Consider the following 17,012-nt stretch of genomic DNA (forward strand, 5'->3'; position numbering starts at 1 on the left):
GAGCCTACCGAGCGGCTGGACAATGATCCAGCCGCACACGACACCCGGGTGTGCGAGGCCGAGGAAGGTACCCCCGCCCCATGACCGTCATCGACGACACCACCCCCCGCACCGAAGAGGTCGCCGCGCTCGTGCAGCGCTGGCTCGCCGAGAGCGAGACCCACCCGGTCGAGCCGGCCGCCCAGCGCCTCTCCGAGGTGCTCAAGGACCCGAACGGACTGGACTTCACCGTCGGCTTCGTCGACGGCGTCATGCGTCCGGAGGACCTGCGGGTCGCCGGCCGCAAGCTCGCCGAGCTGTCGGACATCACGCCCACGCTGCTGCCCGGCTACCTCCGGGCCGCCATCAAGGCCGGCGGGTTCTGGGCGCCGAAGCTCCCGAACGTCGTCGTCCCGATCTCGCGGCGCGTGCTGCGGGCCATGGTCGGCCACCTCGTGCTCGACGCGACGCCGTCCAAGCTCGGCCCGGCCATCGCCAAGCTCCGCAAGACCGGCAACCGTCTGAACCTCAACCTCCTCGGCGAGGCCGTGCTCGGCGAGCGCGAGGCGGGCCGCCGACTGCAGGGCACGTACGACTTCCTCGCCCGCCCGGACGTCGACTACGTCTCGATCAAGGTCTCGAGCGTCGTCAGTCAGCTCTCCATGTGGTCGTTCGACGAGGCCGTCGCCGATGTCGTGGAGAAGCTCACCCCGCTGTACCGGCTCGCGGCGAAGGCCGAGGCGAAGGGGGCCCGCACCGGGACGCAGAAGTTCATCAACCTCGACATGGAGGAGTACCGCGACCTCGACCTGACGATCGCGGCCTTCACGAGCATCCTCGACCAGCCGGGCCTGGAGGACCTCGAGGCGGGCATCGTGCTGCAGGCGTATCTCCCCGACGCGCTCGGCGCCATGCAGCGGCTCCAGGAGTGGGCGGCCGCGCGCCGCGCCAAGGGCGGAGCGCCGATCAAGGTGCGCGTCGTCAAGGGCGCGAACCTCGCGATGGAGGAGGTCGACGCGAAGGTGCACGGCTGGCCGCTCGCGACCTACGGCACCAAGCAGGACTCGGACACGAACTATAAGCGCGTGCTCGACTGGGCGATGACCCCCGAGCGGCTCGACGCCGTGCGTATCGGCGTCGCCGGTCACAACCTCTTCGACATCGCGTACACGTGGTTGCTGGCGAAGGCCCGTGGTGTGACCGGCCCTTCGACAGGCTCAGGGACCCAGGGGCAGAAGGGCGCCCTCGTGGAGTACGAGATGCTGCTCGGCATGGCGACCGGGCAGGCCGAGGCCGTCCGCAAGGACGTCGGCCGTCTCCTGCTCTACACGCCGGTCGTGAACCCGGCGGAGTTCGACGTCGCCATCGCCTACCTCGTGCGGCGCCTCGAGGAGAACGCGAGCCCCGAGAACTTCATGTCGGCCGTGTTCGAGCTGGCCTCGAACCCGACCCTGCTCACCCGCGAGCGGGAGCGCTTCGAGCGCTCGCTCGCCGCGCTCGTCGCCGACCCGTCGGTGCCGGGCCCGAACCGCACGCAGGACCGCACGGCTCCGCGCCCCGCCGCCACGACGGACGGCTTCGCGAACGAGCCCGACACCGATCCCGCGCTCGCCGCGAACCGCGCGTGGGGCCGGGAGATCCTGCAGCGCTCGGTCTCCTCGACGCTCGGCCGGGACGCGATCGCCGCGGCCCGCATCGAGACCGACGCCGAGCTGGACGCCGTGTTCGCGGCCGCCACGTCCGCCGCCGAGAAATGGGCAGCGCTTCCCGCCGCCGAGCGCGCCGCCGTCCTGCACCGCGCGGGCGACGAGCTCGCCGCCCGCCGCGGCGAGCTGCTGGAGATCATGGCGCACGAAGCAGGCAAGACCATCGCCGAGGCCGACCCCGAGGTCAGCGAGGCGATCGACTTCGCGCACTACTACGCCGAGCGCGCGAAGGATCTCGAGGCCATCCCCGGCGCCGAGTTCGTGCCGTCGAAGGTGACCGTGGTCACGCCGCCGTGGAACTTCCCCGTGGCGATCCCCGCCGGCGGTGTGCTGGCCGGCCTCGCCTCCGGATCCGGCGTGATCATCAAGCCCGCGAAGCTCACCCAGCGGTGCGGCGCCGTGATGGTCGAGGCGCTGTGGGCCGCGGGCGTCCCGCGCGATCTGCTCGCCCTCGTCGACCTCGCCTCCCGCGACCTCGGCACCCGCCTGGTGGCGAGCCCCCAGGTCGACCGGGTCATCCTCACCGGGGCCTACGAGACCGCACAGCTGTTCCGCTCCTTCCGGGCCGACCTGCCGCTGCTCGCCGAGACCAGCGGCAAGAACGCGATCATCGTGACGCCGTCGGCCGACCTCGACCTCGCCGCCGCCGACGTCGCCCGCAGCGCGTTCGGCCACGCGGGGCAGAAGTGCTCGGCCGCGTCGCTGGCGATCCTCGTCGGGTCGGTGGCGGACTCGAAGCGCTTCGAGCGGCAGCTCGTGGACGCGGTCACCTCGATGCGCGTCGGGCTTCCCGACGACCCCGCCACGCAGATGGGGCCGATCATCGAGCCCGCGAACGGCAAGCTCCTCACCGCGCTCACCACTCTCGACAAGGGCGAGCGCTGGCTGGTCGAGCCCCGGAAGCTCGATGACGAGGGGAAGCAGTGGACACCGGGGGTGAAGACCGGCGTGCGCGAGGGCTCGTACTTCCACCTCACCGAGTTCTTCGGACCCGTGCTCGGCATCATGCACGCGAAGGACCTCGATGAGGCCATCCGGCTGCAGAACGCGGTCGACTACGGCCTCACCGCGGGGCTGCACTCGCTGGACTCCGCCGAGGTCGCGACCTGGCTGGACCGCGTCGAGGCCGGCAACCTGTATGTGAACCGAGGGATCACCGGCGCCATCGTGCAGCGTCAGCCGTTCGGCGGCTGGAAGCGCTCGGCGGTGGGCGCCGGGGCCAAGGCCGGCGGTCCGAACTACCTCTTCGGTCTGGGCGAGTGGCGTGCGGGCGAGCTGCCCGCCGCGGCTCCGGGGGCGGCGGTGACCCCCGCGGTGACGGGGCTGCTGGAGGCCGCCGCACCCGAGCTCGACCCCGCGGGCATCGAGTGGCTGCATCGTGCCGCGGCCGCCGACGAGCGCGCGTGGATCGACGAGTTCGGCGCCGTGAGCGACAAGTCCGGACTCGGCGTCGAGCGCAACGTGTTCCGGTACCGTCCGGTGGCCGTCGACGTGCGCGTCGCCGAGGACGCGCCGCTCGCCGAGGGGGTCCGGGTGCTCGCCGCTGCCCTGCGCAGCGGCAGCCCGTTCACCGTGTCGGCCGCGTCGCTGCCGTCCCGGGTGGAGAAGGCGCTCAAGGCGCAGGGCGTGACCGTGAAGACCGAGTCGGACGCCGCGTGGACCAAGCGCTACGCGAAGGGGGCCCGGTCGTGGCAGCGGGTGCGGCTCGTGGGCGGCGACGCCGGCGCGCTGCACACGGCCCTCGACGGCAGCCCCGACGTCGCGGTCTGGTCGCACGCCGTGACCGGAGCGGGCCGGGTGGAGATGCTCCCGTTCCTGCACGAACAGGCCGTGTCGATCACCAACCACCGCTTCGGCAACCCGACCACGCTCTCCGAGGGCATCCTCTGATCCCGAGACCCCGGCTACACGTCGAGACCCCCTGCTGCACGCGCGTGCAGCAGGGGGTCTCGGCGCGAAAGCGGGGTCTCGGGAGTCAGCCGCGCAGAGCCTCGGCGAGCTTCACCCGCGAGCCCATCCGGAGCAGGGAGTTCTCGTAGATCTTCGCGCCGACGACGATCGCCGCGACGCAGCTCGCCAGGAGGATCGCGAGGCTCAGCAGCGGCTCCCACCACTGCGCCTCACCGACGAAGAGACGCATCGGCATTCCGACCGGAGCCGAGAACGGCACGTACGACATGATCGTCAGCACCAACGGGTTGTCGTTGAACACGATCACCAGCACGTACGGCGCCATGATGAGCATCGTGATGGGGGTCGTCGTCGAGCCGATGTCCTCCTGGCGGGAGACCATGGAGGCGGCCGCCGCGAACATCGCCGCGAGCAGGATGAACCCGAACAGGAAGAACACCGCGAACCAGATGATGGGGGCGCCGAGGGTGGTCAGAACCTCGCGTTGACCCGTCACGATGAGGCCGATGGTGGCGACGGCCGCGAGGGCGAGGATCTGCCCCATCGCGAGCACCGTGTTGCCGATGACCTTGCCGGCGAGCAGGGTGCGCGCGGGGATCGCCGACAGCAGCACCTCGACCACCCTGGTCTGCTTCTCCTCGACCACGCTCTGCGCGATGGTGCCGCCGAACGTGGCCGCCGCCATCATGAAGACGAGCCCGAACGCGATCGCGATGAAGTAGCGCAGCAGCGGGTTGGTGGTCACCGGCTCGAGGATGACGACCTCGGGCGAGAGCGACAGCCCGGACACGAGCGACCCGGGGGCATCCTCCAGGGCGACGATCGTGTAGCCCGCGGCGTTGTCGCCCGCGAGCACCGCCGCATCGACGTCGCCCTCGCGGACCAGCTCCTCGGCCTCGGCGCGGGAGGCGACCTCGGTCACCTCGACGTCGGGCAGGGCGGACACGGCGCCCGCGGTCTCCGAGGTCACGGCCACCGGCATGGCGTCGTTGTTCTGGCTCGCGAAGCCGCCGAACAGCACGCCGGCGAGGGCGATGAGCAGCAGGATGCCGGTCGAGATCAGGAACGCCTTGCTGCGGAGCTTGGAGCCGATCTCCCGCTCGGCGACCAGCCAGATCCCGTTCCGTGCGGGGGTCGAGGCGTTCACTGGATGACCTCCTTGAAGATCTGGGCGAGGGAGGGGTGCTTGGGTGCGAAGCTCGCGACGTCGCCGCGCGCGACCGCAGACTGCAGCACGCGCTGGGCCGTGTCGGGGCCGTCCGCGTCGAAGAGCGCGTAGCCGCCCTCGAAGTCGACGACCGTGACCCCGGGCTCGGTGCGCAGCCACCCGGCGTCCCCCGCGGAGACCAGCTCGTACCGATCGCGGGCGTGCTCGGCGCGGAGGCCGTCCCGGGATCCGGCCGCCCGGATGGTGCCTCCGGCGAGGATGACGAGATCGTCGCAGAGACGCTCGACCACGTCGAGCTGGTGCGAGGAGAAGAGGATCGAGGCGCCGCGGGCCGCGCTGGCCTGCAGGACCCCGGCGACGACGTCAACCGCGAGGGGGTCCAGGCCGGAGAAGGGCTCGTCGAGGATCAGCACCTCGGGGTCGTGCACGAGCGACGCGGCGATCTGCGCGCGCTGCTGGTTGCCCAGTGACAGCGACTCGATCGTGTCGTCGAGGCGCTCGCCGAGCCCGAGCTCCGTGAGCAGCGCGGTCGCCCGCTCCGTCGCCTCCGGCTTGCTGAATCCGTGCAGGCGCGCGAGGTAGACGATCTGCTCCAGGACCTTCATCTTCGGATACAGGCCGCGCTCCTCGGGCATGTAGCCGAAGCGGCGGCGGTCGCTGGTGGTGAGGGGCGCCCCGTCGAGGTCGACCCGTCCGCCGTCCGACGACAGCAGGCCAAGGATGATGCGCATGGTCGTGGTCTTGCCGGCGCCGTTGCCGCCGACGAAGCCGGTGAGGCGGCCCGGCGCGACCGTGAACGACACGTCGTCCAGCACCCGGCGGCTGCCGTAGCTCTTGGTGATGCCGGAGAGTTCCAGCAGTCCGGTTGTCATGTCGTGGTGCTCCGTCCGAAGGTGATCCGCATGATCTTCACGCTATTGAGTGCGGGCGGGGCGGGGCATCCCCCGCAGGGGGGACTGCGACGGATCAGCCGCGGGACGGACGGCCGACGTGCAGCACCGTGCGCACGAGCAGGCCGGCGACCAACGCCCAGAACGCCGCACTCACCCCGAGCACCGCGATGCCGGAGGCGGCGACGAGAAACGTGACGACCGCGGGGAGCCGCTCACCGGGGTCGTCGATCGCCTGCTGGACGGCCGCGCCGAAGGCGCCGAACAGCGCCAGCCCCGCGACCGCCGGGATCACCGCCGTCGGGGCGAGCACGACGAGCGTGGCGAAGGCGGCGGAGAACGCGCCCAGCACGAGGTAGGACGCTCCGGTCGAGACACCGGCGAGCCAGCGCCGGGTGGGGTCGGGGTCGGCGTCGGGGGACGCGGCGAGGGCCGCGCTGATGGCGGCGAGGTTGATCGCATGACCGCCCGCCGGAGCGCCGAGCGCCGTGCCGAGACCGGTCACGAGCATCGCCGGACGCCACGGGACCTTGTAGCCGAAGCTGCGCATGATCGCGATACCCGGCACGTTCTGCGACGCCATGGTCACGATGAACAGCGGAAGCGCGATGCCGACCAGGGCCCCGACCGTGAAGGCCGGCATCGTCAGCTCGAACCGCGGCAGGAGGACGGCCGGGTCGACGGGGGTCCCGGCGGAGACCAGCGACAGAGCGACGACCGCGGCCGCGGCGGCGAAGGCCAGCGGCACGGCCCACCGGGGAGCCAGACGGGCGAAGAGCAGCCAGGTCAGCACGACCGGGAGCACACCCCACGGGTTCGCGACGACCCCGGTGATCCGCGCGAGGCAGAGCGGCAGCAGCACCCCTGCCAGCATGGCCTGCGCGATCGACGGCGGGATCCGCGCGATCAGGGCGCCAAGCGCGGGCCAGAGCGCCGTGAGGAGGATGAGGGACGCCGTCACGAGGAAGGCTCCGACGGCGGCGGGCCAGCCGCCCTCGACGCTGCCGGTCGCCACGAGCAGTGCGGCACCGGGGGTGGACCACGCGGCCGTGATCGGCATCCGGTAGCGCCAGGCCAGCACGATGCAGGCGAGCCCCATCGCGAGGCTCACGGCGAGGAGTCCGCTGGCCGCCTGCGCCGCCGACGCGCCCACGGCGTCGAGCCCCGTGAGCACCACCGCGAAGGAGCTCGTGAACCCGACCAGTGCCGTGACGATCCCGGCGACGATCGGACGGGTTACGGGGACGGCGGCGGGCATGGCTCCGAGAGTATCGCGGGGGAGCGGTCCGCCTCCGGTCAGGCCAGCCCCATCCGATGCGCGAGCACGACGGCCTGCACGCGGTCCCTGGCACCGAGCTTCTGGAGGATGCGCGAGACATGGGTCTTCACGGTGGCCTCGCCGATGAACAGAGCCCGGGCGATCTCGGCGTTGCTGCGGGCGTCGGCGAGCAGGGTCAGCACCTCGGCCTCCCGCTCGGTCAGCGGCTCCGCGAGTACGGCCGTCGCGGGCGCTTTCGCCACCGCGCGGGCGGGAGCGGCGCCGGCTTCCGGGGTCGCTCCGGCGAAGCGGGTGAGGACGCGGCGGGTCACCTCGGGTGCCAGCATGCCGTCCCCGGCCGCGAGAGCGCGCACCGCGGAGATGAGATCCTCGGCGCCCGCGTTCTTGAGGAGGAATCCGCTCGCGCCGGCTTCGAGCGCCTGATAGAGATAGTCGTCGCGGTCGAACGTCGTCACGATCGCGATCGCGGCGCCCACCGACGGGTCGGCGACGAGGCGGCGCGTCGCCTCGATCCCGTCCATGTCGGGCATCTGCACGTCCATCGTGATGACGTCGGGGCGCAGCGCGGCGGCCTGCGCGACGGCCTCGGCTCCCGTCGAGGCCTCGCCCACGACGGCGATGTCGGGCTGGGTGTCGAGGATCGTGCGGAATCCCGCGCGGAGGAGGGCGTGGTCGTCGACGAGGAGCACTCGGATCGGCGCGGTCATCGTGCGCCCTCCGGCACGGCCGTGCCGAGCGGCACCCGCGCCCGGACCCGCAGACCCCCGGCGACGCGCGGAGTGACCTCGACGGTGCCGCCGGAGGCTGCCGCGCGCTCGCGCATCCCGAGCTGTCCGAGACCGGGTCGCAGCTGGGCGATGGCGCGGCCGGTGTTCACGACCTCGACCTCCACGCCGTCGTCGTCGTAGCGCACGCGCACGTCCGCGGTCGCCCCCGGTCCGGCGTGCCGACGGGCGTTGGTCAGCGATTCCTGTGCGATCCGGTACAGGTTCACGGCGACGAGCGAGGGAACGGGCACCGGATCGCCGATCACGGTGTACGCGGTGGGGAGACCCGCCTCGGTCGATGCCTGCGCGAGCGCCGCGATGTCGTCGAGGGAGACGGTCGACGCCGACTCGGTCGTGTCGCCGCCGGGAGTGCGCAGCGTCTCCAGCAGCTGGCGCAGCTCCTGGATCGCGTCCCGCGCGGAGGACTCGATCCCGGAGAGGATGCGCGCCGACTGGGCAGGATCGCTCTCGAGCACGAGGCGCGCGGCGCCCGCCTGCACGCCCATCACCGACACGTGGTGGGCGACGACGTCGTGCAGCTCCCTGGCGATCCGCACCCGGTCGAGGGCCACCGCCTGCGCCGCGGTGACCTCGCGCTCGCGCTCCAGTTCGCGGGTGCGCTCTTCCAGCACGGTGCGCTGCTCGGCTGCCGCCCAGGAGCGCTCGCCGAAGTAATAGGCACCGCCGAAGTACAGGGCGTTGAGGAGGATCTGGATGAGCATGAACGCCACGTAGGGCGACATGGCTCCGGCGACGACGTCCGCCTTATCGGCCTCGCTGATGGCGTCGCGGTACATGGTGATGAGGAGCCACACGAACATGCCGACGATGATGGCGACGCGGACGACGAGGGCCTTCCGGCGATCGTTCATCCAGGCGCCGACCGTGTAGAGCGCGATGAACATCGCGATGTTGCCGACGTAGATCTCCGGCACTCGGATCGTCACAGCCGTGAAGTAGGCCAGCGACACCACGACGGCCACGGTGCCGGGCCAGCGTCGGCGGAACCCGAGCGGCGCCGCCACGACGACGGCGTAGACGAGCGCGGTCCACAGCGGGGCCTGCTCGTCGCCGTAGACCTGGGCGATGGAGGAGAGCGCCGCGCTGAGGATCGCACCGACGAAGAGGACGAGCGCGAGGAGGAGGTCGCCGCGCTGGTCGCGCAGGGTCGGCGTCCGGGTGAAGGCCATCCCTCCACCGTAGGGCGGGGACTGTCGCGCGGCATCCCCCGTGCGACGGACGCGGGCGGTACGTCTGCCAGGATCAGGTGTGACCTCCTCGCCGCGCCCGCGCCTGGCACCGCTCTACCTCGCCGGGTTCACCACCGCCTTCGGCGCGCACGGCATCGCCGCGGCCCTCGGCGCCGAGACCGAGGACATCGGCTGGACGCTGCTGGCCTTCGGCTTCACGCTCGCGCTGTACGACCTCGCCGAGGTGTTGCTGAAACCGCTCTTCGGCGCCCTCAGCGACCGGGTCGGCGTGCGTCCCGTGATCATCGGCGGGCTGTTGGCCTTCGCCGCGTTCTCGGTGGTCGGAGCTCAGGCCCCCGGCATGGTCGGTCTCGTGATCGCGCGCTTCGGCCAGGGAGCCGCGGCCTCGGCGTTCTCGCCGGCCTCGTCCGCTGCGGTGGCCCGGTTGACGGACGACGCGTCCCGTGGCCGCTACTTCGGGCGCTACGGCTCCTGGAAGAGTCTCGGATACGCGCTCGGCCCGCTGCTCGGCGCGGTGCTCGTGGTGGTGGGAGGGATCCCTGCCCTGTTCTGGGCCCTCGCCGTGCTCGGACTCGCGGCAGCCGGATGGGTGCTCCTCGCCGTCCCCGCCGTGCCCGTGCTGCCGCGGAAGCGGGTGACGCTCGTCGACCTCGGCCGGGAGCTCCTCGCCCCTGGGTTCCTCGTCCCCACCCTCGTGCTGGCGGCCACGACCGGTGCGCTCGCCGTGGCCGTGGGATTCCTCCCGCTGCTCGGGCGACAGGCCGGGCTCGGCACGGTGGGCAGCATGGCGATCGTCACGGTGCTGGCGATCGTGTCGAGCATCGTGCAGCCGTTCGTCGGCGCGGCGCACGACCGCGGTCGGCTCTCCGTCCGTCTCGGGGCCGTCGGCGGGCTGCTCCTGATCGGCCTCGGCATCGGGCTCACCGCGCTGTGGGTGACGCCGATCGTGCTGTGCGTCACGGGCGTGCTGGTCGGCGCCGGGGTGGGCCTGGCGACGCCGGTGGCGTTCTCGCACTTGGCGGCATCGACGCCCGCGGAACGCATGGGACGCACGATGGGCAGTGCGGAACTGGGCCGGGAGCTGGGCGACGCGGGTGGCCCGTTGGTCGCCGGGGCCGTGGCGACGGCGACGGTGCCGGCGGTCGGAATCGGCGTCATCGCGGTGCTCACGGCGGGAGCCGGGGCCGTGGCGCTCCTCGGTCTCCGACCGCCGCGCGTCGACGCGCGGCCGGACCAGAACCGGGCGAACGGACACGACGGCGAAGGGCAGAACTATGAAGCGACATGAAGAGCGCCGAGTGCAATACGATCCAGTACTCAGTACTACAACTTCATTCTGAAGCACTGTGGAGAGATCGCGTGCAAGTGAATAAAACCGTGCTGTGGGGAGTAGTGGGGGCGGGGGTGGCCATCTTCCTCGTGGTGATATGCGCGGTCTTGGTCATTCCTGCTCTCACGAAGACACCGGGGCCCGGCGATCAGTTCGAGTTCCCGATCAGCTGGCAGCGATCGAAGGACCCAGACGTCCCGGATGCCGCCAACACAACCATCGAGCTCTACGCGGACGGAACTGCCCAGCTGTCGGGAATCTCATTGGGGCACATCGAGACGTCTGCTGACGCCCGGCTTTGTGTCGCTGACGCCAGCGAGGGAGATGCTGGCGATGCGCGTTGGGAGGTGGACGACGACGGTGTACTTCACGTTCGTAGCGTCGACGGAGAAGCGGTCTTCCTGCCTGGGGCAGGACGGTTCTCGGGCTCCGACTGGTCCGAGCTTCGCGAACCGTTCTGTGACGAGACCTTCGTTGACTTCAGTCCATCGCGGGATGAAGCGGAGGATGCTGCCGCACGGCGTGTGCGGGGTGGCAGTTCTCCGATGGCACCACCTATGAGCTTCGCTCCCGGGACTGCACGTGTCTGCTGAGTCAGTGATCGGACCGATACTGATCGTGATCGGGCTTGCCCTGATGATTTTCCGCAGGTCTGTTTCCCAGATCTTCCATCACGGCGTGGAGAGGATGTACGGGGAGCCGTTAGCTGATGATGCGATGCCGCCCGGGAGGACGCCGATGAGGATGCTCATCGTCGGGATACTCTTCATCGGCTTCGGCATCTTCACTCTCGTCGGCGCACTTCTGCGGTAGCGGTGGCACAACGCTGACGTGGTGGTTCTCGAACCTGGAGGGGACGGTGAACGTGCAGACGGTGGCGAACGCGACGGGTACGACCACCCGCATGCTCCGCCCGCAATATCGATGTGTCGGGTGAATCGATTTGTCAGGTATTCGCCCGAGAGGCGATAGCCCGATAGTCGAGCAGGCGCTCGATCACGCGGGCCACGCCGTCCTCGTCGTTGGTCGCGGTGGTCTCGTCCGCGGCCTCCTGCACGACGGGTTCCGCGTGCGCCATCGCCACGCCGTGACCGGCCCAGCGGAGCATCTCGACATCGTTGAGGGCGTCTCCGAACGCCACGACGTCGGAGCGATCGATGCCGAGGTGGGTGCAGAGGCGCGCGAGTCCCGTGGCCTTCGTGACGCCCTGCGCCATGACCTCGACGAACGGGGCGCCGGACAGCGTGGCCTCGAAGCCGGTGAGCCCGAGGGACCGCAGGGTCTCGAAGAGTGCGGCGGGCGCGAGCTCGGGGTGCCGGATCACGAGTTTGAGCGTCGGCGCGGCCAGCACCTCGTCCAGCGGGACGCCGCCCATCGTCGCGGGGTCGCGCTTGTGGTCGGACAGCTGCGCGATCGTCGCGTAGCCGTGCTGCGCGACGAACGTCTCGCCGCCCTCCCGTACGCTCGCGAAGAGCAGGCCGGGAACGCTGGCGCGCAGCGCGTCGGCGACGGTGCGAAGGGTCGCGGGCGGCAGTTCCTCGGCGAACAGCATGCGGCCCTCGGTGAGGTGCGTCGCGTACGCGCCGTTGCCGCACAGCGCCCACCCGTCGAATCCGGCGTCGGCGGCGATCACGCGAAGGCCGATGGGCTGGCGGGCGGTGACGGGCACCACCGCGACGCCCGCATCCCGCGCGGCATCGAGCGCCGCGCGGGTACGCGGCGACACCGTGGACGAGCTATCGAGCAGGGTGCCGTCGAGGTCGGTCGCGATCAGCCGCACGGAATGGGTCCCTGAGTCTGCCATGCGATGGGTCCCTGAGCCTGTCGAAGGGTCAGGAGAAGATCATCGGCAGGTCGTCGTCGGCGTCGTCGCCGCCGAAGTCCACATCGACCACCACGGGCACGTGGTCGCTGGGCTGCTCGCCCTTGCGCTCGTTGCGGTGGATCGACGCGCCGGTGACGGCATCGGCGAACGTCTTCGAGCCGAGGATGAAGTCGATGCGGATGCCCTCGTTGCGCGGGAACTTCAGCCGCTGGTAGTCCCAGTAGGTGTAGCCCTCGGGGAGCAGCGGACGCACCACATCGGTCACCCCCGCGTCGGTCAGGGCGAAGAACGCGTCGCGCTCGGCGGGGGACACGTGGGTGGACCGGCCGACCACGATGTCGGGATCGCCGTTGTCATGGTCGAACGGGATGATGTTGAAGTCGCCGACGAGGGCGAGCGGGAGGTCGGGGTTCGCCGACAGCTCGGCCGCCGTGGACCGCTTGAGCTGCTCGAGCCAATGCAGTTTGTAGACATAGTGCGGGTCATCGAGCGAGCGGCCGTTGGGCACGTACAGGCTCCAGACGCGCACGCCGTCGACCATGACGCCCAGAGCGCGCGCCTCCTGCGGGGCATCGGGGCCCTCGTGGCCCTTCGCGAACCCTGGCATGCCGTCGAAGGCGGTGCGGACATCGGTGACGGGCAGACGGCTCGCGATCGCGACGCCGTTCCACTGATTCAGGCCGTGCACCTCGACGTGGTAGCCGGCCTCCTCGAACGGCGCATACGGGAACTGCTCCGGCTTGCACTTCACCTCCTGCATCGCGAGCACGTCGATGTCTTCACGGACGGCGAACTCGACGGTGCGGGTGACGCGGGTGCGGATGGAGTTGACGTTCCAGGTGGCCAAGCGCATGCGTCCAGCCTAGGGTGTGCCTCCTACACTGGATGCCGTGACCGCACTCGACGCAGACCGCCGGACCCTCCTCGCCCTCATCACGGACGAGGCGGTGTTCCACGGCGATTTCACCCTCTCCAGCGGCAAGAAGGCGACGTACTACGTCGACATGCGCAAGCTCACCCTCGACCACCGCGCAGCCCCGGCGATCGGCCGCATCATGCTCGACCTGATCGCCGATCTCGACGTCGTCGCCGTCGGCGGTCTGACGCTCGGCGCCGACCCGATCGCGAACGCCGTCCTGCATGCCTCGGTCGGCACCGACCGTCCGCTCGACGCGTTCGTCGTGCGGAAGGAGCCGAAGGACCACGGCCGCGGTCGCCAGATCGAGGGCGCCGACGTGAAGGGCAAGCGCGTGGTCGTGCTGGAGGACACCTCGACCACCGGGCAGTCCGCGCTCAAGGCCGTCGAGGCGCTCCGCAAGGAAGGCGCGGAGGTCGTCGCCGTCGCGGTGATCGTCGACCGCAAGACCGGCGCGCAGGCCGCCATCGAGGCCGAGGGTCTGGAGTGGCGCGCGGCGTTCGACCTCGACGACCTCGGGCTCGACCCGCAGTGACCCGCTACGCGCTGGCCGTCGATGTGGGCGGCACGAAGATGGAGGCCGCCCTCGTCGCCGACGACGGCGCGCTCGTCCCCGGCAGCCGCAGCCGGCAGCCCACCGGCCGTGAGGCGACGTCGGCGTCGTTGGCGGCGGCGGTCGACGCGATCGTGCGGCATGCGCTCGCGGCCCTTCCCGCCGACGCGGAGCTCGTCGGCGCCGGGATCGGCAGCGCGGGTCCCGTGGATCGGACCCGCGGTGAGATCCTGCCGGTGAACATGCCCCTCGCGCGGGGTTTCGGCCTCGTCGACGCGGTCGCCCGTGCGGCCTCGACCGCACTCGGCCGGGAGGTCCCGGCGGTCCTGGGTCACGACGGCGGCGCGCTCGCGCTCGCGGAGTCGTGGCTGGGGGCGACGCAGCAGGCGGGAGCCTCGTTGTCGATCGTCGTGTCCACCGGCGTCGGCGGCGGTTTCGTCGTGGGTGGTGCGTATGTGCCCGGGGCGAGCGGCAACGCCGGGCACCTCGGCCAGGTGCGCCGCGAGGGCGGGCTCACTCTCGAGGAGATCGCCTCCGGACCTGCCAGTGCCGCCTGGGCGCGGGAGCAGGGCTGGCCCGGCGCGACCGGGGAGGACCTGGCTCGGGATGCCGCGGCCGGTGTCGCCGTCGCCCGTGCGGCGATCGAGCGCTCGGCCCGCGCCGTCGGGGAGGCGCTGGCCGATGCCGCCACCCTCGTCGACCTCGATGTCGTCGCCATCGGCGGGGGCTTCTCGCAGGTGTCGGCGGACTACATCGACCTCGTCCAGCAGGCTCTCACCGCCAGCGCCGTGCACGAATACTCGCGTCGCACCCGCGTCGTCCGCTCGGGCCTGGGCGACGAGGGGCCGTTGATCGGCGCCGCCGCCCTCGTCCTGCGCTGACGGGAGGCTCAGCTTCCGGACACGAGCAGGCGTCGCGGGGGCCCTTCGAGCCGGGCGACGGCGATCTTCAGGTCCGTGACGTCCGCCGCCACCGCATCGATGCGGGCGCCGAGCTTCTCCTCGACGGTGTCGATGCGGGCGCCGAGCTTCTCCTCGACGGTGTCGATGCGGGCGCCGAGCTTCTCTTCGACGGTGTCGATGCGCGCGGAGAGCCGGTGGTCGACGGTGCCGAGACGCTCGTCGATGCGACGGATCATCCACGCCCCTGCCGCGAACAGGCTCGCGCCGAGGGTGAGCACGATGCCGATCGCGCTGACGATGATCGTGAGGGTGTCCGCGGACACGGTGCTCCCTTCCTCGGTGCGGCTGTGGCTTCGACGATACGTGGTCGCCGTGCGGGCGCCGGTCGGAATTCCGGCATCTGTGAAGAGGTCGCGTGCAGGCTCGATAGGGGAGGAAGAGTCGGTCACCGCAACGCCGGGACGGCGCGCCCGGAGTGCGACGCCACGAGCATCAGCACGGGGATGATCGCGCACAACACGGCGGACACGAGGAACGTGACGCTCGATGCCGGGTCGCGCCCGATCAGCAGGACCAGCGTGGGCACGAACGTGCCGCCGACCGCGCCGCAGGCCACGAGCGCCCCGGTGACCGCGGCGCTGCGGACCGGATCGAGACGGTCGAGCGCGAGTCCGAGGATGAGTCCGTAGCTCGGGGCCAGCAGGACCACCACGACGGCGAGGATGATCAGCGCTGCGACCGGCTCATCGCCGAGGAGCACGCCGGCGAGCACCAGGAGGACGGCGGCAGCCCCCGTCGCGGTCGCCAGCAGCGCGAGCGGCGGAACCGCCGCGCGCCGGAGCGCGGCGGCGCCGAAGCGGCCGACGGCCATCAGCGCCCAGAAGGCGGAGGTGCCGAGGGCGGCGGCGGCGGGCTCGATAGCGAGCACCCGCTCCGGGATCACGGCCGACCAGCCGGACAGCACGGTCTCCACGCCGACGTAGAGCGGCAGAGCCAGCGCGAAGGGGAGGAGGACGAGCAGGGAGCGGGCGTCCCGTCGCGCCGGGGGCTCGGTCGAACGGGCGAGAGTGGTGGCACCGGCGAGCACCGCCACAGTCGCCAGGGGTACGGTCGCGAGCAGCGCCAGAGCCGGACGGGAACCGGCCCCGAGCGCCACCACGAGCGGTGTGACGGCGGCGCACACGGCGACCGTGCCCATCAGGGCGCTCAGCACCCCGGTCGCGCTTTCGGTGCTGGCGGCCTTGGCGGCCACGGAGCCCGCGGCCTCGACGAGACCGAACCCGAGCCCCGCGAGCGCGGCGGAGGCGATGAAGACGCCCGGATCCGTCGCGAGGGCGACACCGACGATGGCGGCCGCCTGCAGGCTGCTGCCCAGCACGAGCGTCGTCCGCGGCGCGCGTCGCACGAGGAGCGGACCCGACAGCAGCACGCCCACGAGGAGTCCCGCGAAGAGGACGGGCACGGCGGCACTCAGGTCGGCGTCCGTCGTGCGCTCCGCGGAGGGGAGGACGGCAGGGACGAACGCCGCGGTCACGCCGAGGCCGCCGAACGCCGTGAACAGCCCGACGCGGAGTCGGCTCGCGCTCATCTCAGGCACCGCCCGCGCGCACGTGATGCACGGCGGCGAAGGTGTCGCGGAGGGCCTCCATCGAGCGGTCGTAGTTGGACTGCGCGACCCCGATGAAGATGCAGTCGACGACCATGAGCTGGGCGATCCGGCTGCCCAGGGCCCCGGAGCGGAAGCCCGTCTCGCGCGCCGCGGTGGTCAGCACGATGTCGGCCTGACCGGCGAGCGGGGAGCCGGCGTGGTTGGTGATGGCGATGGTCGTCGCGCCCGCCTGCCGGGCGAGCAGGAGGAACTCGATGGTGTCGGTCGTGGCGCCCGTGTGCGAGACGGCGATCGCGACGTTCCCCGGCCCGAGGGTGGCGGCCGAGGTCCACGCGGCGTGCGGGTCAGACCACTCCAACGCCGTCCGCCCGATCCGGGTGAGCTTGCGCTGGAGGTCGAGCCCGACGATGGAGCTCGCGCCCACGCCGAAGATGTCCACCCGGGTCGAGGAGGTGATCGCCTCGACCGTGGCGCGGAGCGCGTCGGTGTCGAGCACCTTGGCGGTGTCGGCGAGCGAGAGCGTCTCGGCGAGCGACACCTTCGCGACGATATCGGCGAGGGTGTCGTTGCGGTCGATGTCGCCGGACACGGCGGGGAGTGCTGCGGTGTCGAACGTCTCGCGCTCGACCTCCCGCAGCACGTGGTTGCGCAACTCGCGCACATGCTCGTACCCGAGTCGTTTGCAGAACCGCACGACGGACGTGGTCGAGGTGTCGCAGCGGTGCGCGAGCTCCGCGACGGAGAGCCCGGCGGTTCCGGCGGGGTCGGCGAGGAACAGGTCGGCGATGCGCTGTTCGCTCGGACGGAGTTCGGGGCGGAGGGCGCGCATCCGCACGAGCACGAGGTGGGTGCCGGCATCGTCGCGGGCGGCATCGTGGGGCATGGGGTCTCCGATCGGTGTTCATAACACTAGAGGAACTTCTGTTACACGCGTAGGTACTTTCGTGTACTTTTGGTACTTACCCA

The 17,012-nt window shown here is 71.4% G+C and carries 16 protein-coding genes; 6 read left to right on the plus strand and 10 right to left on the minus strand.

Annotation, left to right across the window (positions count from 1 at the left end):
- Window positions 1-80 precede the first annotated feature (80 nt).
- Window positions 81-3,575: a bifunctional proline dehydrogenase/L-glutamate gamma-semialdehyde dehydrogenase gene (locus M4D53_RS10170; protein WP_259953830.1), complete on the plus strand. Its 3,495-nt coding sequence runs from the start codon at window positions 81-83 to the stop codon at window positions 3,573-3,575.
- 85 nt (window positions 3,576-3,660) lie between these two features.
- Here M4D53_RS10170 and M4D53_RS10175 read toward each other — a convergent pair whose 3' ends face one another.
- The 5 genes from M4D53_RS10175 to M4D53_RS10195 form a co-directional block, all read right to left on the minus strand.
- Window positions 3,661-4,743 carry an ABC transporter permease gene (locus M4D53_RS10175; protein WP_187662608.1) on the minus strand — a complete coding sequence of 361 codons (1,083 nt, stop codon included), beginning with the start codon at window positions 4,741-4,743 and terminating at the stop codon, window positions 3,661-3,663.
- Window positions 4,740-5,624: an ABC transporter ATP-binding protein gene (locus M4D53_RS10180; protein ID WP_187664243.1), complete on the minus strand. Its 885-nt coding sequence runs from the start codon at window positions 5,622-5,624 to the stop codon at window positions 4,740-4,742. The genes M4D53_RS10175 and M4D53_RS10180 overlap by 4 nt, the downstream gene beginning before the upstream one ends.
- 106 nt (window positions 5,625-5,730) lie before the next feature.
- Window positions 5,731-6,912 (minus strand): benzoate/H(+) symporter BenE family transporter, encoded by a 1,182-nt coding sequence (locus tag M4D53_RS10185; protein WP_259953831.1) that lies wholly within the window; start codon window positions 6,910-6,912, stop codon window positions 5,731-5,733.
- Between the two features lie 38 nt (window positions 6,913-6,950).
- Window positions 6,951-7,640: a response regulator gene (locus tag M4D53_RS10190; protein ID WP_259953832.1), complete on the minus strand. Its 690-nt coding sequence runs from the start codon at window positions 7,638-7,640 to the stop codon at window positions 6,951-6,953.
- On the minus strand, window positions 7,637-8,890 hold the full coding sequence (locus tag M4D53_RS10195; RefSeq protein ID WP_259953838.1) for a sensor histidine kinase: 1,254 nt from the start codon (window positions 8,888-8,890) through the stop codon (window positions 7,637-7,639). Before M4D53_RS10195 ends, M4D53_RS10190 begins: the two co-directional genes overlap by 4 nt.
- A gap of 79 nt (window positions 8,891-8,969) precedes the next feature.
- Here M4D53_RS10195 and M4D53_RS10200 point away from each other — a divergent pair, with 79 nt between their 5' ends.
- The 3 genes from M4D53_RS10200 to M4D53_RS10210 are packed head-to-tail and all read left to right on the plus strand — an operon-like array spanning window position 8,970 to window position 11,054.
- Window positions 8,970-10,199: an MFS transporter gene (locus tag M4D53_RS10200; RefSeq protein WP_259953840.1), complete on the plus strand. Its 1,230-nt coding sequence runs from the start codon at window positions 8,970-8,972 to the stop codon at window positions 10,197-10,199.
- Complete coding sequence (locus M4D53_RS10205) at window positions 10,196-10,834, plus strand: hypothetical protein (RefSeq protein WP_259953842.1); 639 nt, start codon at window positions 10,196-10,198, stop codon at window positions 10,832-10,834. Before M4D53_RS10200 ends, M4D53_RS10205 begins: the two co-directional genes overlap by 4 nt.
- A gap of 25 nt (window positions 10,835-10,859) precedes the next feature.
- Window positions 10,860-11,054 (plus strand): hypothetical protein, encoded by a 195-nt coding sequence (locus M4D53_RS10210; RefSeq protein WP_259953843.1) that lies wholly within the window; start codon window positions 10,860-10,862, stop codon window positions 11,052-11,054.
- A gap of 133 nt (window positions 11,055-11,187) precedes the next feature.
- Here M4D53_RS10210 and M4D53_RS10215 read toward each other — a convergent pair whose 3' ends face one another.
- Together M4D53_RS10215 and M4D53_RS10220 are read right to left on the minus strand one after the other, a co-directional pair.
- Window positions 11,188-12,045 (minus strand): Cof-type HAD-IIB family hydrolase, encoded by an 858-nt coding sequence (locus M4D53_RS10215; RefSeq protein ID WP_259953844.1) that lies wholly within the window; start codon window positions 12,043-12,045, stop codon window positions 11,188-11,190.
- 28 nt (window positions 12,046-12,073) lie between these two features.
- The gene (locus M4D53_RS10220) at window positions 12,074-12,919 is read right to left on the minus strand and encodes an exodeoxyribonuclease III (protein WP_259953845.1); all 846 of its coding nucleotides are present in this window, start codon (window positions 12,917-12,919) and stop codon (window positions 12,074-12,076) included.
- Window positions 12,920-12,956: 37 nt separating this feature from the next.
- Here M4D53_RS10220 and pyrE point away from each other — a divergent pair, with 37 nt between their 5' ends.
- Together pyrE and M4D53_RS10230 are read left to right on the plus strand one after the other, a co-directional pair.
- Window positions 12,957-13,517, plus strand: coding sequence for an orotate phosphoribosyltransferase (gene pyrE / locus M4D53_RS10225; protein ID WP_187662600.1), 561 nt, complete (start codon window positions 12,957-12,959; stop codon window positions 13,515-13,517).
- Window positions 13,514-14,416 (plus strand): ROK family protein, encoded by a 903-nt coding sequence (locus M4D53_RS10230; protein ID WP_259953848.1) that lies wholly within the window; start codon window positions 13,514-13,516, stop codon window positions 14,414-14,416. Before pyrE ends, M4D53_RS10230 begins: the two co-directional genes overlap by 4 nt.
- A gap of 8 nt (window positions 14,417-14,424) precedes the next feature.
- Here M4D53_RS10230 and M4D53_RS10235 read toward each other — a convergent pair whose 3' ends face one another.
- From M4D53_RS10235 to M4D53_RS10245, 3 genes are all read right to left on the minus strand, one after another.
- Window positions 14,425-14,760 carry an apolipoprotein A1/A4/E family protein gene (locus M4D53_RS10235; protein WP_259953849.1) on the minus strand — a complete coding sequence of 112 codons (336 nt, stop codon included), beginning with the start codon at window positions 14,758-14,760 and terminating at the stop codon, window positions 14,425-14,427.
- Between the two features lie 122 nt (window positions 14,761-14,882).
- The gene (locus tag M4D53_RS10240) at window positions 14,883-16,025 is read right to left on the minus strand and encodes an MFS transporter (protein WP_259953850.1); all 1,143 of its coding nucleotides are present in this window, start codon (window positions 16,023-16,025) and stop codon (window positions 14,883-14,885) included.
- Between the two features lies 1 nt (window position 16,026).
- Window positions 16,027-16,929 carry a MurR/RpiR family transcriptional regulator gene (locus M4D53_RS10245; RefSeq protein WP_085605640.1) on the minus strand — a complete coding sequence of 301 codons (903 nt, stop codon included), beginning with the start codon at window positions 16,927-16,929 and terminating at the stop codon, window positions 16,027-16,029.
- Window positions 16,930-17,012: the final 83 nt, after the last annotated feature.

The sequence above is a fragment of the Microbacterium meiriae genome (assembly GCF_025143875.1).
GTDB classification, from domain to species: domain Bacteria; phylum Actinomycetota; class Actinomycetes; order Actinomycetales; family Microbacteriaceae; genus Microbacterium; species Microbacterium meiriae.

What these genes read in the sequence shown, in the direction of transcription:
- M4D53_RS10170 (WP_259953830.1), top strand. Translation starts at nt 81, where the DNA reads ATGACCGTCATCGACGACACCACCCCCCGCACCGAAGAGGTCGCCGCG.
- M4D53_RS10185 (WP_259953831.1), bottom strand. Translation starts at nt 6,912, where the DNA reads ATGCCCGCCGCCGTCCCCGTAACCCGTCCGATCGTCGCCGGGATCGTC.
- M4D53_RS10190 (WP_259953832.1), bottom strand. Translation starts at nt 7,640, where the DNA reads ATGACCGCGCCGATCCGAGTGCTCCTCGTCGACGACCACGCCCTCCTC.
- M4D53_RS10195 (WP_259953838.1), bottom strand. Translation starts at nt 8,890, where the DNA reads ATGGCCTTCACCCGGACGCCGACCCTGCGCGACCAGCGCGGCGACCTC.
- M4D53_RS10205 (WP_259953842.1), top strand. Translation starts at nt 10,196, where the DNA reads ATGAAGAGCGCCGAGTGCAATACGATCCAGTACTCAGTACTACAACTT.
- M4D53_RS10215 (WP_259953844.1), bottom strand. Translation starts at nt 12,045, where the DNA reads ATGGCAGACTCAGGGACCCATTCCGTGCGGCTGATCGCGACCGACCTC.
- M4D53_RS10220 (WP_259953845.1), bottom strand. Translation starts at nt 12,919, where the DNA reads ATGCGCTTGGCCACCTGGAACGTCAACTCCATCCGCACCCGCGTCACC.
- M4D53_RS10240 (WP_259953850.1), bottom strand. Translation starts at nt 16,025, where the DNA reads ATGAGCGCGAGCCGACTCCGCGTCGGGCTGTTCACGGCGTTCGGCGGC.
- M4D53_RS10245 (WP_085605640.1), bottom strand. Translation starts at nt 16,929, where the DNA reads ATGCCCCACGATGCCGCCCGCGACGATGCCGGCACCCACCTCGTGCTC.